This window comes from Cereibacter azotoformans (assembly GCF_021391315.1).
Lineage (GTDB): Bacteria > Pseudomonadota > Alphaproteobacteria > Rhodobacterales > Rhodobacteraceae > Cereibacter_A > Cereibacter_A azotoformans.
This window is the reverse complement of the sequence record NZ_CP090021.1, coordinates 2,357,762-2,372,626: the sequence shown is the minus strand read 5'-3', so window position 1 is coordinate 2,372,626 and position 14,865 is coordinate 2,357,762. Positions and strand designations below refer to the sequence as shown.

Sequence of the window (14,865 nt, the reverse complement as noted above, 5' to 3'; positions counted from 1 at the left end):
CTGTCGCGTGCGGTGTGTGCTCCTGTGGTCTGCTACAACACCCGTCTGACGCCCAGCCGGGACAGGCGCACGGTCGCGCTCACGGGCAGGTTGCCGCCCATGCAGAGGATGTTGACCTGCGCGAAGCCCTGCCGCCCGGTGGCCGCTGCCCAGTTCGCCGGGATCACGAGGTCCTGCGACATGATCTCCAGATCCGCCGCTGATCCATCCATGACGTTGGTCCCGGAGGCGTTCCAGAGCCCGGCGAAGGCCCCGAAGTAGCGCAGCTTGAAGGCGTCGGCCGGGGCGTCGAGGCCGGTCCCCTGGATGAAGCCACCCATCCTCACACCCAGCAGACCCGTGTGGCCTGCGTCGATGCGCAGCCGCCCGTGCAGGCGGATCACGCCACCGGGCGACAGGGCGCTGACGGCGGCCGTCATCGCATTGGCGAAGCGCGCACCGCAGGCGGCCGAGACGCTGGCGAACCCGCTCAGGGTGATGATCTGCTCATCGTAGCCGTCCGGGTCGGTGCCTTTGCCGGCCGTGATGGACAGCCCGTCCTGCACCCGCTCGGCCGACAGGATCCATCCCGTCGCCACGTCCCCGGTGATGACAGCCGCCGGAGTGGCCTGGATGGTCCCGGTCGCGCCGGTCATCATCGGCGCGGTGTTGAGGCATCCCTCGGCCGAGGTGGGCAGGTCCAGCCGACTCGGGAAGACCGGGTCGGGATAGAGCGGGGCCAGCGCCGCCGCGATGGTCTCCCCGAGGATACTGGACCCCGCGTAGGTCGGATGCAGCCCGTCGTAGGACAGGCCCGGCGCCCATTTGGTCGGATCCGCGGGATCGGCCAGCGCGTCCCAGCTGTTGACGCGGACATATCCCGGCCAGTCCACGGCCCGCTGCGGATCCTCGAGCCACGCCCGGCGCTCCTGATGCGCGGTAAGGTTGGCCCCGGCCAGGTTGTCACGCGGCGCCTCGTTGCAGACCACGAGCCGGATGCCCTGCGCCGCCCATGCGTTGAAGATCGCGATGTAGTTGGCGATGCTCTGGGCGCTGGTCAGGGTCGTGTCGTTCACTCCGCCCAGGAAGACGCAGACCTTGGCACCGAAGCCCGCCGCCTGCGCCGCATCCCGCTCCGCCCGCGCCGCCATCTGGGTTGTCGTCTCGGCCCCGATGGCGAAGTTTCCGCCCTTGGGAATGAGGACACGATGCGACAGCGCGGCCAGCGCGTGGGCCTGCCAGCCCGCGGCGAACGAGACCCCAGCATTTTCGAGCGGGTTGGTCTCGGCCGCCGATCCATGCGCCCGCAGCGTGGTCATGCCCGAGGCCGTGCGGCTGTCTCCGTTGATGACGAGGATGTTGTTGGCGGCCGGAGTGACCGTAGGGGCCGCCACCACCTCCACCGCGAACGTGTCGCTCGCGCTTCCGCCGGGATTGGTGACGGTCACCGTCGCCGCGGTGGTCACATGGGCCTCCGGCGCCGCGCCGGTGATCATGCCGGTGGCGGGGTTGATCGAGAGCCACTCCGGGCCGGTCAGCGAGTAGACGAGGCCCGAGCCGCTCGCGCTGACCGCGGCGTTGATGCTGATGCTCGCGCCACGGGATGCGCTCAGATCCTGCAGACCCGAGATCATAGGCGCCGCGTAGGGCACCGCCTGCGGCCCGCACGAGAACGTCCGCTGGTTGCCCGCACTGTCCGTCACCAGAACCGTGACAGAGATGACGTCACCTTCCGCGGCAACGGTTGAAGCCGTCACCGCCTCGGAGTTGCGAACGAACGTCTCCACCACGGCGGAGATCGTGCCGGCGGTCGAAGCGTAGGTTCCTGCCGTCCAGACGCTTGAAATGGTCACTCCGGGTGAGAGCGGGGCGAAGGTGGGTGCGGAAGTGGCCGTGATGGAGGAGGATGTCGCGCGCCCACGCTGCGCGGTCAGCCCGAGGCCGAGGCCGGGATGCATGTCAGATCCACCCCGTGATGTCGGTGGCGGTCGTCCCGGTGGCGCGGATGCTGGACGCGCGCAGGGCATAGGTGCCGGCGGGCAGCTCGCCGGTCGTGCAAGTCGTCCCATCCACGCCGACAAACGCGAGCGTCCCTCCCCCGCCGATGGTCACGGCCCGGATGGCGGTGGCGAGGTCGGCGCTGTCGGATGGCGTCACCGCGAGCGCGCCGAGCGCGGGGCTGTCAAGGCCGGACGAGTGGTGCTTGAACGGGTCGGACATTCGGATCTCCATGGGGCGCGTCGCGCCATTTCGGTGATGCGGCCCCCCGCTCGATCAGGGCAGCCCTTCTTCCTTGCTGGTCATGAACCTGGCCAGCCCTCAGCGGCGCAGCCGGAAGGCCGCGGCGCGCAGCAGATGTACCAGGCATGAATTGACAATCGGCAGCATCAGCGGCCGCACGCTCCCTTGGCTTCGGGCCGATCAGCGCGTCGAGCGTCGCGGCCGAGGGAGGAGGCAAGGCAGGGCACGCAGGACGGCGGCGTGGACGCAGGCGGCCACGGATCTCGATGCCGCCAGGGTGCATCCTCGACCGTCGCTGCCTGCGATCAGAACCGAGAACCGGCGCGGGCACGGGTGGTTCACGAGACACCCTAGGAGTTGCCGCGGTCCGCATCAACGACCGGCGGGATCGCCTCCGCCCCTGCAGGCCGCGCTTGAAGCACCCGTTCAGGTCCGAGCATGAGGCCCGATGCGGCGGCTTCGGCGGACCCTCGCAAGGCTGCACCAGGTTCGGGGAACCTGTGCGCGATCCTTCGGCTGTCAGTAAGAGGCGTCTCCGTCCCATTAAGGTTTCGCTTGCGCTCTCGCCCGGTGACGCCGGCGTCCGGTGGTTGTCTGAGCTTATATGAGCTCACCGGGTACTCACGGATGAGGGCATTTCCCTGGAGTTGAGGCGATCTCAGGTTTGGTCGCCGGGATGTTGGCCCAAGGCATCAGCACGTTGATTTCCTTGTGGAGGTGGCCGTTGGCGATCCGGGTGAAGAGGTCGACGGGGTAGGCGTAGGGCTCTGCGTCTCGCTCGGACCGTCCAATCCGGCGGCCTCGGCCACCCATGAGGACAGGTCCGCTGCCGCCGCGCCGGTGGCGGCCGGGACGACTCGTGCATTCCGTTAACCCAAGGCCGAGGCTGTGTGAAAACCCCTACCTGTGGTAGACTTTCTGAGGTCGGAGGGGTTCAGGATGGCGGGTTTCATCGAGGGCGTCGAGCGCAGCCAGACGGTGCTGTTTCCGGATCGGCTTGAGGATTGGATCAGCGAGGATGCCCTTGTGCGCGTCGTCGATCTTTTCGTCGACGAACTGGATCTGGCGGAACTCGGCTTCGTCCGATCGGCTGCGGCACGCACGGGTCGGCCGGGGTATCACCCGGCCGTGCTGCTCAAGCTGTTCATCTACGGGTACCTGAACCGCATCCCGTCGAGCCGCCGACTGGCCGGGAGGCCGGCCGCAACGTCGAGGTGATGTGGCTGACCGGCAAGCTGGTGCCCGACCACAAGACCATCGCCGACTTCCGGCGCGACAATGCAGCTGCCATCCGCACGACCTGCGCGCAATTCGTCGAACTCTGCCGCCGGATCGGCGTGCTGAAGGGCGACTGCGTCGCCATCGACGGGAGCAAGTTCAAGGCGGTCAACAACCGCGACAGGAACTTCACCAAGGGCAAGATCGCCAGCCGGCTGACCCATCTCGAAGCGGATGTCGCGCGCTACATCAATGAGATGGTCCGGATCGACCGGCAGGAGGAGGGCGAGGCGCGGGCGGAGAAGGTTGCCCATCTCGCCCGCCGCTACGGCCGCATCCGGCGGGAAATCGAGCGGCTGAAGGCGATGGACAAGGCCTTGGCCGACGCACCGGACGGGCAGATCTCGCTGACTGATCCTGATGCCCGTGCGATGGCGACCAGTGCCAGGAACAGCGGCCTGGTCGGATACAACGCGCAGTGCGCGGTCGATGCCGAGACGCACCTGATTGTCACCCATGATGTCACCAACCACGGCTTCGACCGCGACCAGCTGAGCCCGATGGCGACGGCGGCCAGGGAGGCTCTTGGTCACGACGACCTGCACGCAATCGCTGACAAGGGCTATTTCAGCGGCACCGAGATCCTCGCCTGCCATGAGGCCGGCATCACCACGACCGTGCCGCGGCCCCTGACCTCCGGCAACGAGGCCAAGGGCATGTTCGTGAAGAGGGACTTTCTCTACGACCCGGAGCGCGACATCTACACCTGCCCGGCCGGCAACGGGTTGACCTACCGCGGCACCCGCGAGGAAGGCGGCCTGCAGGTCCGCCGATACTGGGTCAACGACTGCCAGACCTGTCCCATCCAGCGCCGCTGCAAGAGCGGCACGGAGCGGCGGATCACCCGTTGGGAGCACGAGCACCTGATCGACGCGATGCGGGAACGCCTCGCCCGCGATCCCGACCCGATGACGCTCCGGCGCTGCACGGTCGAGCATGTCTTCGGCACCCTCAAGGCCTGGATGGGCACGACCCATTTCCTGACGCGGCGTCTGAAGAACGTCCGGACGGAGATGGCGCTGAACGTCCTGGCTTACAACATGAAGCGGATGATCTCGTTGATCGGTGCCCGGCGCCTGATGGAGGCGATTCCCGGCTGATCGGCGGAAACGAGCGCCGCTATTTGCAACGAGGAGCCCCACGCGGCTCCTGCCGCCGCCGAACCATCCCCCAGATCCGCTTGCCGGAAATCCCACCCTACAGGGCGCAGGGCCGTTCCTAACGAACGTCAGGCCGGGAGTTTCCACACAGCCTCGGCCGATCCCGTCCAGCGTTACGCCATCACCGACATCCGCGAGCCGGTGTTCCGTATGCTTGTCGATGCTCTCGATTTTTGCCTCGAGGACACGGGCGACGGGACCGACCCGAGCTTCGACCACGAAGCCGCCGCCGAGCTGACCGCCATCCTCCAGCAGGCGCGGGAGGCGCTCGGTCAATGACCGACGTCACTCCCGCCGACATCGAGACCATTGCCAACGCCATCATTGCGGCCATGCCTGCGCAGGTGGATCAGACGCTCTTCGGCGGATCCGTTGGTGCGGCCGCCATGGTTTGCGCCGGCGGCGACCGTCTGGCCGGTACGGCACGGCATGGACACCGATCAGGCCCGCGGCCGTCGCGGGGTTGAAGCCTGCGGTCTCGCCGCGGTTGTAGCGGTTCCAGGGGCGGATGAAGGTCACGATGGTCTTCATGGATCTCTCCGGTAGATGAATGTGGTTCGGCCCCGGGGAGCGCCGGGGCCGAGGAGGGAGGCGGAGGAGGAGAGGCGGTCGTGAGGCGGTCCGGGGCGTCAGAGGGTCCAGCCCGAGGCGTTGAAGCCGGCGAAGGCCTCGTCATGGGCGAGCGCGAAGTCGTGCTCGGAGATCGCCCGCATGAGGGTCAGGTTCGTTCTGGAAGGCCGAGACGGTGGCCCCGCTGCCGTCGACGAAGGAGGCGTCGGTCGAGGAGCCCACGACGAGCGCCATGCTGTCGCCGATCATCGCCTCGTCGAACCGGATCGGAGGCCACGGCGGGCACGACATCGGCACCGGCGGCACCCGTCCCGCTCCCGCCGCCCGCGCCATCGCCCTGCGCCGCAGCTGCCTGCGCAGCCTCCACGGCCGCCGCGCGGGTCACGGCGGCATCGGCCCTGGCGAAGGCAGCTTCCGCGGCGGCGAAGGCCGCGGTCTCGGTCTCGAGGGCGGCGGCGTCCGGCGTCTCGGCCGCCTCGAGCGCGCCGATGCGGGCGGCCACCGCGGCCATCGTGTCGGCCGCGGCCTTCCGGGCGCGGCGCAGGTCGTCGAGGTTCTGTCGTGCCATGGGATCCTCTCTTGGCAGGGCTGCATCCGCGCAGCCGAACGGCCCCGCCACGGGCGGGGGATGGGAATGGGTGAAGGGGAGGGTGGAGACTGGCAGCGGCCCCGCGGCTGCGGGCGGCTCGGCTCAGGTCAGAGGTGGGTCAGGTGCCGACCGGTTGCGGCGAATGGCCGAGGAGCGCGATGACCTAGCCCGGAGGGCCACGTCCTTCCGCGCCCATGGCCGCCGTTGAAGCAAATTCCCTGTGAAGCTATAGGAAAGCCATCACAGAAGGAGATCCATGCACAGAGGAATCGATTGAACCGCATCTGGCGGTATCGCTCGGCACCTGAGTGCCGATCCTTTTTGCATGCCTTCGTTGGAGTTCTCATGGAGACCCTGAACACAGTGATCCGGCCGTATGATGCGGCAACGGATCTCAAGAGACTGTCCGATATCTGGTTCGACGCGTCGTTGAAGGCGCATTCCTTCATCGGGCAGGCGAGACTGGTGGAGCAACGCCAGCTGATCGAGGAAGAATACCTGCCAAGAGCAGAGACCTGGGTTGCTTGCCATGGAAGGGAAGCTGTCGGCTTCATCAGCCTGCTGGGCAGTTTCATCGGCGGGATATTCATCGCACCTGACCGGCAGGGCATGGGTGTGGGGCGCAAGCTGATTTCCCATGCCCTCGACCGGCATGGGGAACTTTCCCTTGAGGTCTATACTGCGAACGAGCAGGCCGTGCGCTTCTACACCTCGCTCGGCTTTCGCGAGGTGTCCCGGCGCGATGTGGATGATTTCGGTTATCCGTTCCCGAACGCGGCTTTGCACCTGAAAGCCTGAGGGCTGACCGGGCAGAATTTCTGCCCGGTCCACCAATACTCATCGAAGCAGGACATCCTCGTCAGTTCTGCCCGTAGCCGAGTCCCTTCCGCAGGCATTCTCCCCTGCAGGAGGAACAGTTGCTCGGGCAGGATGGAGGGACGTGCCGATCAGCTCCGCGCGACCGCCTTTGCCGCGGCGGCGCGGGCGGCGAAGGCGCGGCTGGGGCTGCGGGACTTCGGCGCGGTGCGGGCGGTGAGGCGGGCGTAGAAGGCGGCGCGGGTCTCGGTGCGGTCGGCGAGGCCGCGGCGGATGGCCTCGGCGGCGCGGAAGGCGGCGGCGCCGTCCTGCGGATCGTCGGTGACGCTGAGGCGCGCGGCGAGCTCGGCCGCGGGGATGGCGTGGAAGGCGGCCTCGGCCTCGTCGAGGCTGCGCTGGAGCTCGGCGCGGCCGGCTTCGGTCGAGGCGTCGGGGCGCTTGGTGCGGGCATGGCGGGAGCTCATCTCGAAGATCTGCGCGCCGTTGGCGCCGGGCTGGACGTGGGCCGCGGCGGTCAGGGCCACACCGATGGAGCCCGCGACGGCGCCGGGCGTCATCACGATCTCGGTGGCCTGGGAGGCGAACCAATAGGCCGCCGAGGCTGCGAGCGGCGAGACGAGGGCATGGACCGGCTTCACGACCGCCGCGGCGGCGATGGTCTCGGCCGCGGCCTCGATATCGGCGCCGGGTTCAGCCGGTCGCCGCCTTCGATCCGATCGTAGCCGTCGATGCGCCGCGCCTCGTTCGGGGTCAGGATCGGGCCGCCCACCGCCATGGCGAGCGCCTCGTAGCGCTCGCGCGTCGTGGGCCGAAGCAGGGCGCCGAAGTCATGTTTGAGGTAGAATCCGGCCCGGCGCTCGGCCTCGGTGAGCACCCCGAGCGCAAGCTGGTCCTCGACCTGCTTCGCCCAATGGAGGAGGCAGTCGGTCAGATATGTGCCCTGGACCTGCGCGCTTCCTTCCTGGGCGCTTCCGTGGGAGGAGGAGCGCGAGGCGGTGCGCGCGGCGGTGATGGCCACGGCCGGCTTCACCCTGCTTGAGACGAGCTACGGGAAGGCGCGGTCGGTGAAGGGTCTCTCGAACTTCATCACCGCTGCCGCGGCCGAGGCGGGGATCGAGGGGCGCACGCCGCACGGCTTGCGCAAATTCCGGCTCACGGCCATCGCGGAAGCGGGCGGTCCTGCCCATGCGATCATGGCCTGGGGCGGGCATGCGAGCCTCTCGGAGGCCGAGGCTTAGACCCGCGCGGCCAGCCGGCGCGGCCTCGTGATGGGGCTGGAACAGGAACAGAACGATGTAAACGGCCCCGCGAATTCCTGTAAACGCGCCAATTAGGCGCGCCATTTCAACGGCTTGCGGGAGACATGGTGACCCCGGCAGGACTTGAACCTGCAACCTATCCCTTAGGAGGGGATCGCTCTATCCGTTGAGCTACGGGGCCGGCTGCCACTCGGGCTCGACCTTAATGGAGCCATTCGCAGCCCGTTGCAAGCCACGAGGGCGCAGGAGAGGGGAGACTGTGGGGAGGGAGAGCTGGGGGAGTGACTCTTGGCCCACCACTCCCCCATGGGTCCGTCGCGTCCGTCTTGGAGAGCTTGCACGACGCTCAGGATCAACCGGGCCGATGTTCTCGGCCGTTAACGCTAACATGCCACAGGAAGAGCCCTTGGACAAGCCCCCCTTTGGCGCTAACAAGAAAAGGTAAGATCATTGCACGAGAGATGTTTCCGTGGCCAAAGAGCCGGCTTCCGCCCCGCAGCGGCGTCCCCTGACCTTGCGCGACGTCTCGGATGCCTCGGGGGTGTCCGAGATGACCGTCAGCCGGGTGCTGCGCAATCGTGGCGACGTGTCGGGCGCCACGCGCGAGCGGGTGCTCGCCGCCGCGCGCGAGCTGGGATATGTGCCCAACCGCATTGCCGGCGCCCTGGCCAGCCAGCGGGTGAATCTCGTGGCGGTCATCATCCCGTCGCTGTCCAACATGGTCTTCCCCGAGGTGCTGACCGGCGTGTCGGAGGTGCTCGAGGATACCGGGCTCCAGCCGGTCGTGGGGGTCACCAACTACTCGCCCGAGCGTGAGGAGAAGGTCCTCTACGAGATGCTCTCGTGGCGGCCTTCGGGCATCATCATCGCCGGGCTCGAGCGGAGCCCCGCCGCGCGGGCGATGCTCGAGAATGCGGGCATCCCGATCGTCGAGATCATGGATGTGGACGGAACACCGGTGGACAATGCGGTGGGCATTTCGCACCGCCGCGCCGGCCGGCACATTGCCGAGGCGATCATTGCGGCCGGATACCGGCGGATCGGCTTCCTCGGAACGATGATGCCGCATGATCACCGGGCCCGGAAGCGGCTCGAGGGCTTCGAGGAGGCGCTGGCCGCCGCCGGACTGCATGTCGAAGACCGCGAGTTCTACTCGGGCGGGTCGGCCCTGCTCAAGGGGCGCGAGATGACCGAAGCCATTCTCGCACGCTCGCCGGATCTCGATTTCCTCTATTACTCCAATGACATGATCGGGGCCGGTGGGCTCTTGTGGTGCCTGCACCACGGCATCGATGTGCCGGCAAAGGTTGGGCTCGCCGGCTTCAACGGGGTGGAACTGGTGCAGGGCCTGCCTTGCCACCTGGCGACCATGGATGCCTGCCGGCTCGAGATCGGGCGCAAGGCCGCGGAGATCGTGGCGGGCAAGCGCCTGGATGGCGTCACCTCGGGGCTCGTGATCGAACTCGAGCCCAAGCTCGAGCCCGGGGACACGATCCGCAGGGTCTGACGCGGGTCAGGTGAGGATCGTCACCGAAAGGCAGGCCAGCACGACGGCTGTCAGCGGGATGCGCAGCCGCATCCACCACTCGGGTGCGAGGCCGTGGCTCCAGAAGTTCCAGTCGAGAGCGAGGAGACCCGCGAACCCGGTCGCGAGATAGATCGCCGAGGAGGTCGGCCCGCCGCCCACGAAAAAGAAGGCCCAGAGCGCGGGAATCACCGACAGCGCGTAGCCGGTGAAGGCTTCGCGCCCGCTCGTCCTCGTGGCAAAGCCCCAGAGCACGCCCGACATGAACGACAGGATCACCGTTCCGTAAGCGAGGCCCGCATAGGGCCCCACGAATCGCGGACCGAGGGTTCGGGCGCCCCAGTCGGCCAGATCGGGCTGGAGTTCGGTGGCGGCGCTCCAGACAAAGGGGATGAGCCCGGCCAGTCCGAGGAGCAGGGCCGAGCGGGGGACGCGCGTCATCCGTTCCCGCCCCCGGCTCACGGAGTTTCGGCGGCTTCGCGCAGGATGCGCGGCACCTTGAACTCGACCCGCTCCTTCACGGTCTCGACCAGCTCGACCGTCGTGTCGAACCGCTCGCGGAAGGCCGCGATCACCTCGTCCACCAGCACTTCGGGCGCCGAGGCGCCTGCGGCAACCCCCACGGCCGTCACCCCCTGAAGCGAGTCCCAGTCGATCTCGGTCGCCCGCTGCACGAGCTGCGCCACGCGGCAGCCGGCCGCGCGCCCGACCTCGACCAGACGCCGGGAGTTCGACGAGTTCGGCGCGCCAATCACGAGGAGGGCCTCGATCCGGTCCGAAAGCGCCTTGACCGCTCCCTGACGGTTGGTGGTCGCGTAGCAGATGTCTTCCTTGCGCGGGATGTTGATGGCCGGGAAACGCTCGCGCAGCGCCGCCACGATCGCCGCCGTGTCGTCGATCGACAGCGTCGTCTGGGTGATGTAGGCCAACCGCCCGGGGTCGCGCACCTCTAGCCCCGCCACATCCTCGACCGTCTCGACCAGCAGCACCTCGCCTTCGGGAAGCTGGCCCATCGTCCCGATCGTCTCGGGGTGGCCGGCGTGCCCGATCATGATCATCTGCAGGCCGTTCTCATGGTGGCGCTCGGCCTCGAGATGGACCTTGCTGACCAGCGGGCAGGTGGCGTCGACATAGACCATGTTGCGCCGCTCGGCCTCGGCCGGGACCGACTTGGGCACACCATGCGCCGAGAAGATCACCGGGCGGTCCGTCGGCGCCTCGTCGAGCTCCTCGACGAAGACGGCGCCCATGTCGCGCAGCCGATCCACGACGAACTTGTTGTGGACGATCTCATGGCGGACATAGACCGGCGCCCCCCATTTCTCGAGCGCCATCTCGACAATCTTGATCGCGCGATCCACGCCCGCGCAGAAGCCGCGCGGCGCGGCCAGATAGAGGGTGAGGGGGGGCTTGGTCATGGCCGGCTCTCTTCGTCCTGTGCAGCCCAGACCTAGTCCGATCGGGCGCTCAGGTCCAGCCCCGGCCGGGTGGCCGCCTCAGGATGCCGCATGGACCGGCCGGCGCGCCGCCCGCGCGCGCCGACAGGTCACTTGGCTTCGACGGCGATCTCTTCACGCTCTATCCGCGGCTCTCGCGGGGGGCGGCCGATCACCTCGCGCAGCTCGTCCAGTTCGATGAAATTGTCGGCCTGACGGCGCAACTCGTCGGCGATCATCGGCGGCTGACTGCGGATGGTCGAGACCACCGAAACGCGCACGCCCTGCCGCTGCAGGCTCTCGACCAGCGGCCGGAAATCGCCGTCGCCCGAGAAGAGCACGATGTGGTCCACGCGCGGCGCGAGTTCCATGGCATCGACCGTAAGCTCGATGTCCATGTTGCCCTTGACCTTGCGTCGCCCCTGGCTGTCCGTGTATTCCTTGGCCGGTTTCGTCACCATGGTGAAGCCGTTGTAGTGCAGCCAGTCCACCAGCGGCCGGATGGGCGAGTAATCGTCGTTCTCGAGAAGTGCGGTGTAGTAGAATGCCCGCAGCAGCTTGCCGCGGCGCATGAACTCCTGGCGCAGCAGCTTGTAATCTATGTCGAAACCCAGCGCCTTGGCGGCGGCATAGAGGTTCGAACCGTCGATGAACAGCGCCAGCCGTTCGTCCTTGTAGAACATTATCCTTGTCCCCTGCGAGAACCCTTGCCCCGGTCAATCTGCTGTCTTCGAGAATAGATTTCGGCTAGCAAAAATCGACAAGGGGTCGGATATCAGTGTAATACATCTACCGGCAAGCGGGCCTCATCAGAAACTTATACCATTGGACAGGCCACCTGGAAAGCAAGCTCTGGTTGCACTCGGCTCAAACATGCCGTTTGCGGGAAGGTTCCCCGAGGGAACCGTTCGCGATGCGATTGCTGCGGTCGCAAAGGCGTTTGGTGCCAATTTTCAAGCCAGCAGACTCTATCTTACCCCTTTTTTTCCTGCAGGTGACGCACCGGATTTTGTCAATGCGGCCATGACACTGCACCTATCGGATGAAGTGGGTCCAGAGGCGGTTCTGCGCCGCCTGCATGAGGTTGAGGCGGATTTCGGCCGATCGCGGTCGAGGCGGTGGGCGAGCCGCACCCTCGACCTCGATCTGATCGCGCTGGGTGATTCGGTCTGGCCCGACGCCGACACGCAGGGGCTGTGGAGAAACCTGCCCCCTGAAGACCAGGCCCGGCGGGTGCCCGATGGCCTGATCCTCCCCCATCCCCGGCTTCAGGATCGCGCCTTCGTCCTCGTGCCGCTCGCCGATGTGGCGCCGGAATGGCGTCATCCGCTGCTGGGCCGCACCGTCCTCGAGATGCTGGCGGCGCTTCCCGCGGCCGAGCGGGCGGCGGTGGTGCCGCTCGAGGCCTGAGGAGCGGGAATCCGCCCTTGTCAAGAGGCCGGGCGACCGTTACATAGGCCGCTCCATGCCCCCTGTCCGAAACGGAGACTCCCATGGCCCGCGTGACGGTTGAAGACTGCGTTGACAAGGTCCCGAACCGGTTCGAACTGGTGATGCTGGCCGCCCATCGCGCACGCGAGATCGCCTCGGGTTCGGCCCTGACGATCGACCGCGACAACGACAAGAACCCGGTCGTGGCCCTGCGCGAGATCGCGGAGGAAACCCAGAGCGCCGAGTCGCTGCGCGAGCGGATGATCGAAAGCCACCAGACCCAGATCGAGGTGGACGAACCGGAAGAGGATCAGATGGCGCTGCTCATGGGCAGCGAGGTCGATCGCCCGGTGCAGGACGACATGTCCGAGGAAAAGCTGCTGCGCGCCCTGATGGAAGCGCAGGGGCAGAACTGATTACGTGGTGAATCTGTTGCGGCCGGGGCCATGATCGACGTCGAAGACCTGATCGCCCTGGTCCGCAATTACAACCCGCGCACCAATGCCGACCTCATTCGCCGGGCCTATGCCTATGGCCGGCAGATGCACGAGGGCCAGTTCCGCCACTCGGGCGAGCCCTATTTCACCCATCCCGTCGCCGTCGCCGCCATTCTGACCGAGCAGCGGCTGGATGATGCGACGATCGTGACCGCGCTGCTGCACGACACGATCGAGGACACCAAGTCCACCTACACGGAGGTTGCGCGTCTTTTCGGCGAGGACATCGCCGAACTGGTGAACGGCGTGACCAAGCTCACCAATCTCGAACTGTCCTCGGCGCAGTCGAAGCAGGCCGAGAACTTCCGCAAGCTGTTCATGGCGATGTCCAAGGACCTGCGGGTGATCCTCGTCAAGCTTGCCGACCGTCTGCACAACATGCGCACGATCAAGTCGATGCGCCCCGAGAAGCAGGCCCAGAAGGCGCGCGAGACGATGGAGATCTTCGCCCCTCTCGCTGGCCGCATGGGCATGCAGTGGATGCGCGAGGAGTTGGAAGACCTCGCCTTCCGCGTGCTGAACCCCGAGGCGCGCAACTCGATCATCCGCCGCTTCATCACGCTGCAGCGCGAGACGGGCGACGTGGTCCACAAGATCACCGCCGACATCCGGCTGGAGCTGGAAAAGGCCCAGATCGAGGCCGACGTCTATGGCCGCGCCAAGAAGCCCTATTCGATCTGGCGCAAGATGCAGGAGAAGGACCTCGCCTTCTCGCGGCTGTCGGACATCTACGGCTTCCGCGTGATCTGCAAGGACGTGGCCGACTGTTACCGCATCCTCGGCGTGATCCACCAGCGGTGGCGCGCGGTGCCGGGGCGGTTCAAGGACTATGTGAGCCAGCCGAAGTCGAACGGCTACCGCTCGATCCACACGACGGTCTCGGGGCGCGACGGCAAGCGGGTCGAGGTGCAGATCCGCACCCGCCAGATGCACGAGGTGGCCGAGGCGGGCGTCGCGGCGCACTGGAGCTACCGCGAGGGTGTGCGGGTCCACAACCCCTTCGCCGTCGATCCCGCCAAGTGGATCGCGAGCCTGACGGAACGGCTCGACGAGGACGACCACGACGAGTTCATGGAGAACGTGAAGCTCGAGATGTACACCGACCAGGTGTTCTGCTTCACGCCCAAGGGCGACGTGATCCAGCTGCCTCGGGGGGCGACGCCGCTGGATTTTGCCTATGCCATCCATACAAGGATCGGCCATTCCACGGTCTCGGCCAAGATCGACGGCATCCGCGTGCCGCTCTGGACGCGGCTGAAGAACGGCCAGTCCGTCGAGATCATCACCGCCGAGGGCCAGCGTCCGCAGGCCTCCTGGATCGACATCGCCACGACGGGCCGGGCCAAGGCCGCGATCCGCCGCAGCCTGCGCGAGGAAGACCGGGGCCGCTTCGTCAAGCTGGGGCAGGAGCTGGCCCGCGCGGCCTTCGATCATGTGGGCCGCAAGGCGACCGACAAGGCGCTCAGGACCGCGGCCAAGATGCTCGGACTGCCGGACGAGACCGAGCTTCTGGCGCAGCTCGGTTCGGCCGAGCTGACGGCGCGCAAGGTGGTCGAGACCCTCTATCCCGAACTCGCGCGCTCGAGCGGCCCCGAGGTGGATGTGCGGCGGCCCGTCGTGGGCCTGTCCGACGACCAGCAGTTCCGTCGGGCGAAATGCTGTCAGCCGGTGCCCGGCGAGCGGATCGTGGGCATCACCTACCGCGGGCAGGGCGTGGTCATCCATGCCATCGACTGCCCCGCGCTGGAGGAGTTCGAAGAGCAACCGTCGCGCTGGATCGACCTGCACTGGCACACCGGCCGCCATGCGGCGGTGCATACCGTGACGCTCGATCTGACCATATCCAACGACGCGGGCGTGCTTGGCCGGATCTGCACCTTGATCGGCGAGCAGAAGGCCAATATCTCCGACCTGAGGTTCACGGATCGCAAGCCCGACTTCTACCGTCTTCTGGTTGATGTGGATCTGCGCGACGTCGAGCATCTGCATACGCTGATGACGGCTCTCGAGGCCGAAACGGACGTGGCGCAGATCACGAGGCACCGCGATCTGAGCAGGAAACCCTGACCGGGGACGAGGCACGT

General features: G+C 67.2%; 15 protein-coding genes, 1 tRNA gene and 3 pseudogenes. 8 read left to right on the top strand and 11 right to left on the bottom strand.

Annotated elements, in window-relative coordinates; all coding sequences use genetic code 11:
• Positions 1-32 precede the first annotated feature (32 nt).
• The 3 genes and pseudogenes from LV780_RS11915 to LV780_RS11905 all read right to left on the bottom strand — a co-directional run.
• On the bottom strand, positions 33-1,937 hold the full coding sequence (locus LV780_RS11915; RefSeq protein WP_181318517.1) for an SGNH/GDSL hydrolase family protein: 1,905 nt from the start codon (positions 1,935-1,937) through the stop codon (positions 33-35).
• Position 1,938: 1 nt separating this feature from the next.
• The gene (locus LV780_RS11910; RefSeq protein WP_011909536.1) at positions 1,939-2,199 is read right to left on the bottom strand and encodes a spike base protein, RCAP_Rcc01079 family; all 261 of its coding nucleotides are present in this window, start codon (positions 2,197-2,199) and stop codon (positions 1,939-1,941) included.
• Between the two features lie 642 nt (positions 2,200-2,841).
• Positions 2,842-2,988, bottom strand: a pseudogene (locus tag LV780_RS11905) (transposase domain-containing protein); the annotation flags it as partial.
• A 171-nt stretch (positions 2,989-3,159) separates the two neighbouring features.
• Here LV780_RS11905 and LV780_RS11900 point away from each other — a divergent pair.
• Together LV780_RS11900 and LV780_RS21950 are read left to right on the top strand one after the other, a co-directional pair.
• Positions 3,160-4,598 (top strand): annotated as a pseudogene (locus LV780_RS11900) (IS1182 family transposase).
• Between the two features lie 210 nt (positions 4,599-4,808).
• A complete protein-coding gene (locus LV780_RS21950; RefSeq protein ID WP_267964951.1) occupies positions 4,809-4,937 on the top strand; it encodes a hypothetical protein in 129 nt (42 codons plus the stop codon).
• A 42-nt stretch (positions 4,938-4,979) separates the two neighbouring features.
• On the opposite strand, the gene LV780_RS11895 is transcribed toward LV780_RS21950, so the two are convergent.
• Both LV780_RS11895 and LV780_RS11890 read right to left on the bottom strand, forming a co-directional pair.
• Positions 4,980-5,189, bottom strand: a complete 210-nt coding sequence (locus LV780_RS11895; protein WP_108220937.1) for a hypothetical protein — start codon at positions 5,187-5,189, stop codon at positions 4,980-4,982.
• Between the two features lie 187 nt (positions 5,190-5,376).
• Complete coding sequence (locus LV780_RS11890; protein ID WP_233863799.1) at positions 5,377-5,796, bottom strand: hypothetical protein; 420 nt, start codon at positions 5,794-5,796, stop codon at positions 5,377-5,379.
• Between the two features lie 366 nt (positions 5,797-6,162).
• On the opposite strand from LV780_RS11890, the gene LV780_RS11885 reads away from it, so the two are divergent.
• Complete coding sequence (locus LV780_RS11885; RefSeq protein ID WP_011909534.1) at positions 6,163-6,615, top strand: GNAT family N-acetyltransferase; 453 nt, start codon at positions 6,163-6,165, stop codon at positions 6,613-6,615.
• A gap of 149 nt (positions 6,616-6,764) precedes the next feature.
• On the opposite strand, the pseudogene LV780_RS11880 reads toward LV780_RS11885, so the two are convergent.
• Positions 6,765-7,310 (bottom strand): annotated as a pseudogene (locus LV780_RS11880) (S49 family peptidase); the annotation flags it as partial.
• Positions 7,268-7,651 carry a phage portal protein gene (locus LV780_RS11875; RefSeq protein WP_233863797.1) on the bottom strand — a complete coding sequence of 128 codons (384 nt, stop codon included), beginning with the start codon at positions 7,649-7,651 and terminating at the stop codon, positions 7,268-7,270. The gene LV780_RS11875 and the pseudogene LV780_RS11880, both read right to left, overlap by 43 nt.
• On the opposite strand from LV780_RS11875, the gene LV780_RS11870 reads away from it, so the two are divergent.
• Entirely contained in the window at positions 7,569-7,871 is a 303-nt protein-coding gene (locus LV780_RS11870; RefSeq protein ID WP_233863794.1) for a tyrosine-type recombinase/integrase, read from the top strand. The genes LV780_RS11875 and LV780_RS11870 overlap by 83 nt on opposite strands.
• Positions 7,872-7,997: 126 nt before the next feature.
• Here the strand turns inward: LV780_RS11870 and LV780_RS11865 are convergent.
• Positions 7,998-8,073: transfer RNA gene (locus LV780_RS11865), tRNA-Arg, on the bottom strand.
• A 288-nt stretch (positions 8,074-8,361) separates the two neighbouring features.
• On the opposite strand from LV780_RS11865, the gene cceR reads away from it, so the two are divergent.
• Entirely contained in the window at positions 8,362-9,399 is a 1,038-nt protein-coding gene (gene cceR / locus LV780_RS11860; RefSeq protein WP_108220938.1) for a LacI family DNA-binding transcriptional regulator CceR, read from the top strand.
• 6 nt (positions 9,400-9,405) lie between these two features.
• On the opposite strand, the gene LV780_RS11855 is transcribed toward cceR, so the two are convergent.
• The 3 genes from LV780_RS11855 to LV780_RS11845 form a co-directional block, all read right to left on the bottom strand.
• A complete protein-coding gene (locus tag LV780_RS11855) occupies positions 9,406-9,858 on the bottom strand; it encodes a DUF3429 domain-containing protein (RefSeq protein WP_108220939.1) in 453 nt (150 codons plus the stop codon).
• Between the two features lie 17 nt (positions 9,859-9,875).
• A complete protein-coding gene (gene ispH, locus LV780_RS11850) occupies positions 9,876-10,835 on the bottom strand; it encodes a 4-hydroxy-3-methylbut-2-enyl diphosphate reductase (protein WP_108220940.1) in 960 nt (319 codons plus the stop codon).
• A gap of 128 nt (positions 10,836-10,963) precedes the next feature.
• Positions 10,964-11,536 (bottom strand): LabA-like NYN domain-containing protein, encoded by a 573-nt coding sequence (locus LV780_RS11845; protein WP_011909528.1) that lies wholly within the window; start codon positions 11,534-11,536, stop codon positions 10,964-10,966.
• A gap of 190 nt (positions 11,537-11,726) precedes the next feature.
• Between LV780_RS11845 and folK the strand changes: the two genes are divergently transcribed.
• The 3 genes from folK (at position 11,727) to LV780_RS11830 (ending at position 14,848) form a co-directional block, all read left to right on the top strand.
• On the top strand, positions 11,727-12,263 hold the full coding sequence (gene folK / locus LV780_RS11840) for a 2-amino-4-hydroxy-6-hydroxymethyldihydropteridine diphosphokinase (RefSeq protein WP_108220941.1): 537 nt from the start codon (positions 11,727-11,729) through the stop codon (positions 12,261-12,263).
• 83 nt (positions 12,264-12,346) lie between these two features.
• Positions 12,347-12,700: a DNA-directed RNA polymerase subunit omega gene (rpoZ, locus tag LV780_RS11835; protein WP_011909526.1), complete on the top strand. Its 354-nt coding sequence runs from the start codon at positions 12,347-12,349 to the stop codon at positions 12,698-12,700.
• 30 nt (positions 12,701-12,730) lie between these two features.
• On the top strand, positions 12,731-14,848 hold the full coding sequence (locus LV780_RS11830) for a RelA/SpoT family protein (protein WP_108220942.1): 2,118 nt from the start codon (positions 12,731-12,733) through the stop codon (positions 14,846-14,848).
• Positions 14,849-14,865: the final 17 nt, after the last annotated feature.

Excerpts from the sequence above, each read along its gene's own strand:
- LV780_RS21950 (WP_267964951.1), top strand. The coding sequence starts at position 4,809 with ATGCTTGTCGATGCTCTCGATTTTTGCCTCGAGGACACGGGCGACGGG.
- LV780_RS11845 (WP_011909528.1), bottom strand. The coding sequence starts at position 11,536 with ATGTTCTACAAGGACGAACGGCTGGCGCTGTTCATCGACGGTTCGAAC.
- LV780_RS11890 (WP_233863799.1), bottom strand. The coding sequence starts at position 5,796 with ATGGCACGACAGAACCTCGACGACCTGCGCCGCGCCCGGAAGGCCGCG.
- LV780_RS11915 (WP_181318517.1), bottom strand. The coding sequence starts at position 1,937 with ATGCATCCCGGCCTCGGCCTCGGGCTGACCGCGCAGCGTGGGCGCGCG.
- rpoZ (WP_011909526.1), top strand. The coding sequence starts at position 12,347 with ATGGCCCGCGTGACGGTTGAAGACTGCGTTGACAAGGTCCCGAACCGG.
- ispH (WP_108220940.1), bottom strand. The coding sequence starts at position 10,835 with ATGACCAAGCCCCCCCTCACCCTCTATCTGGCCGCGCCGCGCGGCTTC.
- LV780_RS11830 (WP_108220942.1), top strand. The coding sequence starts at position 12,731 with ATGATCGACGTCGAAGACCTGATCGCCCTGGTCCGCAATTACAACCCG.
- LV780_RS11885 (WP_011909534.1), top strand. The coding sequence starts at position 6,163 with ATGGAGACCCTGAACACAGTGATCCGGCCGTATGATGCGGCAACGGAT.
- LV780_RS11895 (WP_108220937.1), bottom strand. The coding sequence starts at position 5,189 with ATGAAGACCATCGTGACCTTCATCCGCCCCTGGAACCGCTACAACCGC.
- folK (WP_108220941.1), top strand. The coding sequence starts at position 11,727 with ATGCCGTTTGCGGGAAGGTTCCCCGAGGGAACCGTTCGCGATGCGATT.
- LV780_RS11855 (WP_108220939.1), bottom strand. The coding sequence starts at position 9,858 with ATGACGCGCGTCCCCCGCTCGGCCCTGCTCCTCGGACTGGCCGGGCTC.
- LV780_RS11910 (WP_011909536.1), bottom strand. The coding sequence starts at position 2,199 with ATGTCCGACCCGTTCAAGCACCACTCGTCCGGCCTTGACAGCCCCGCG.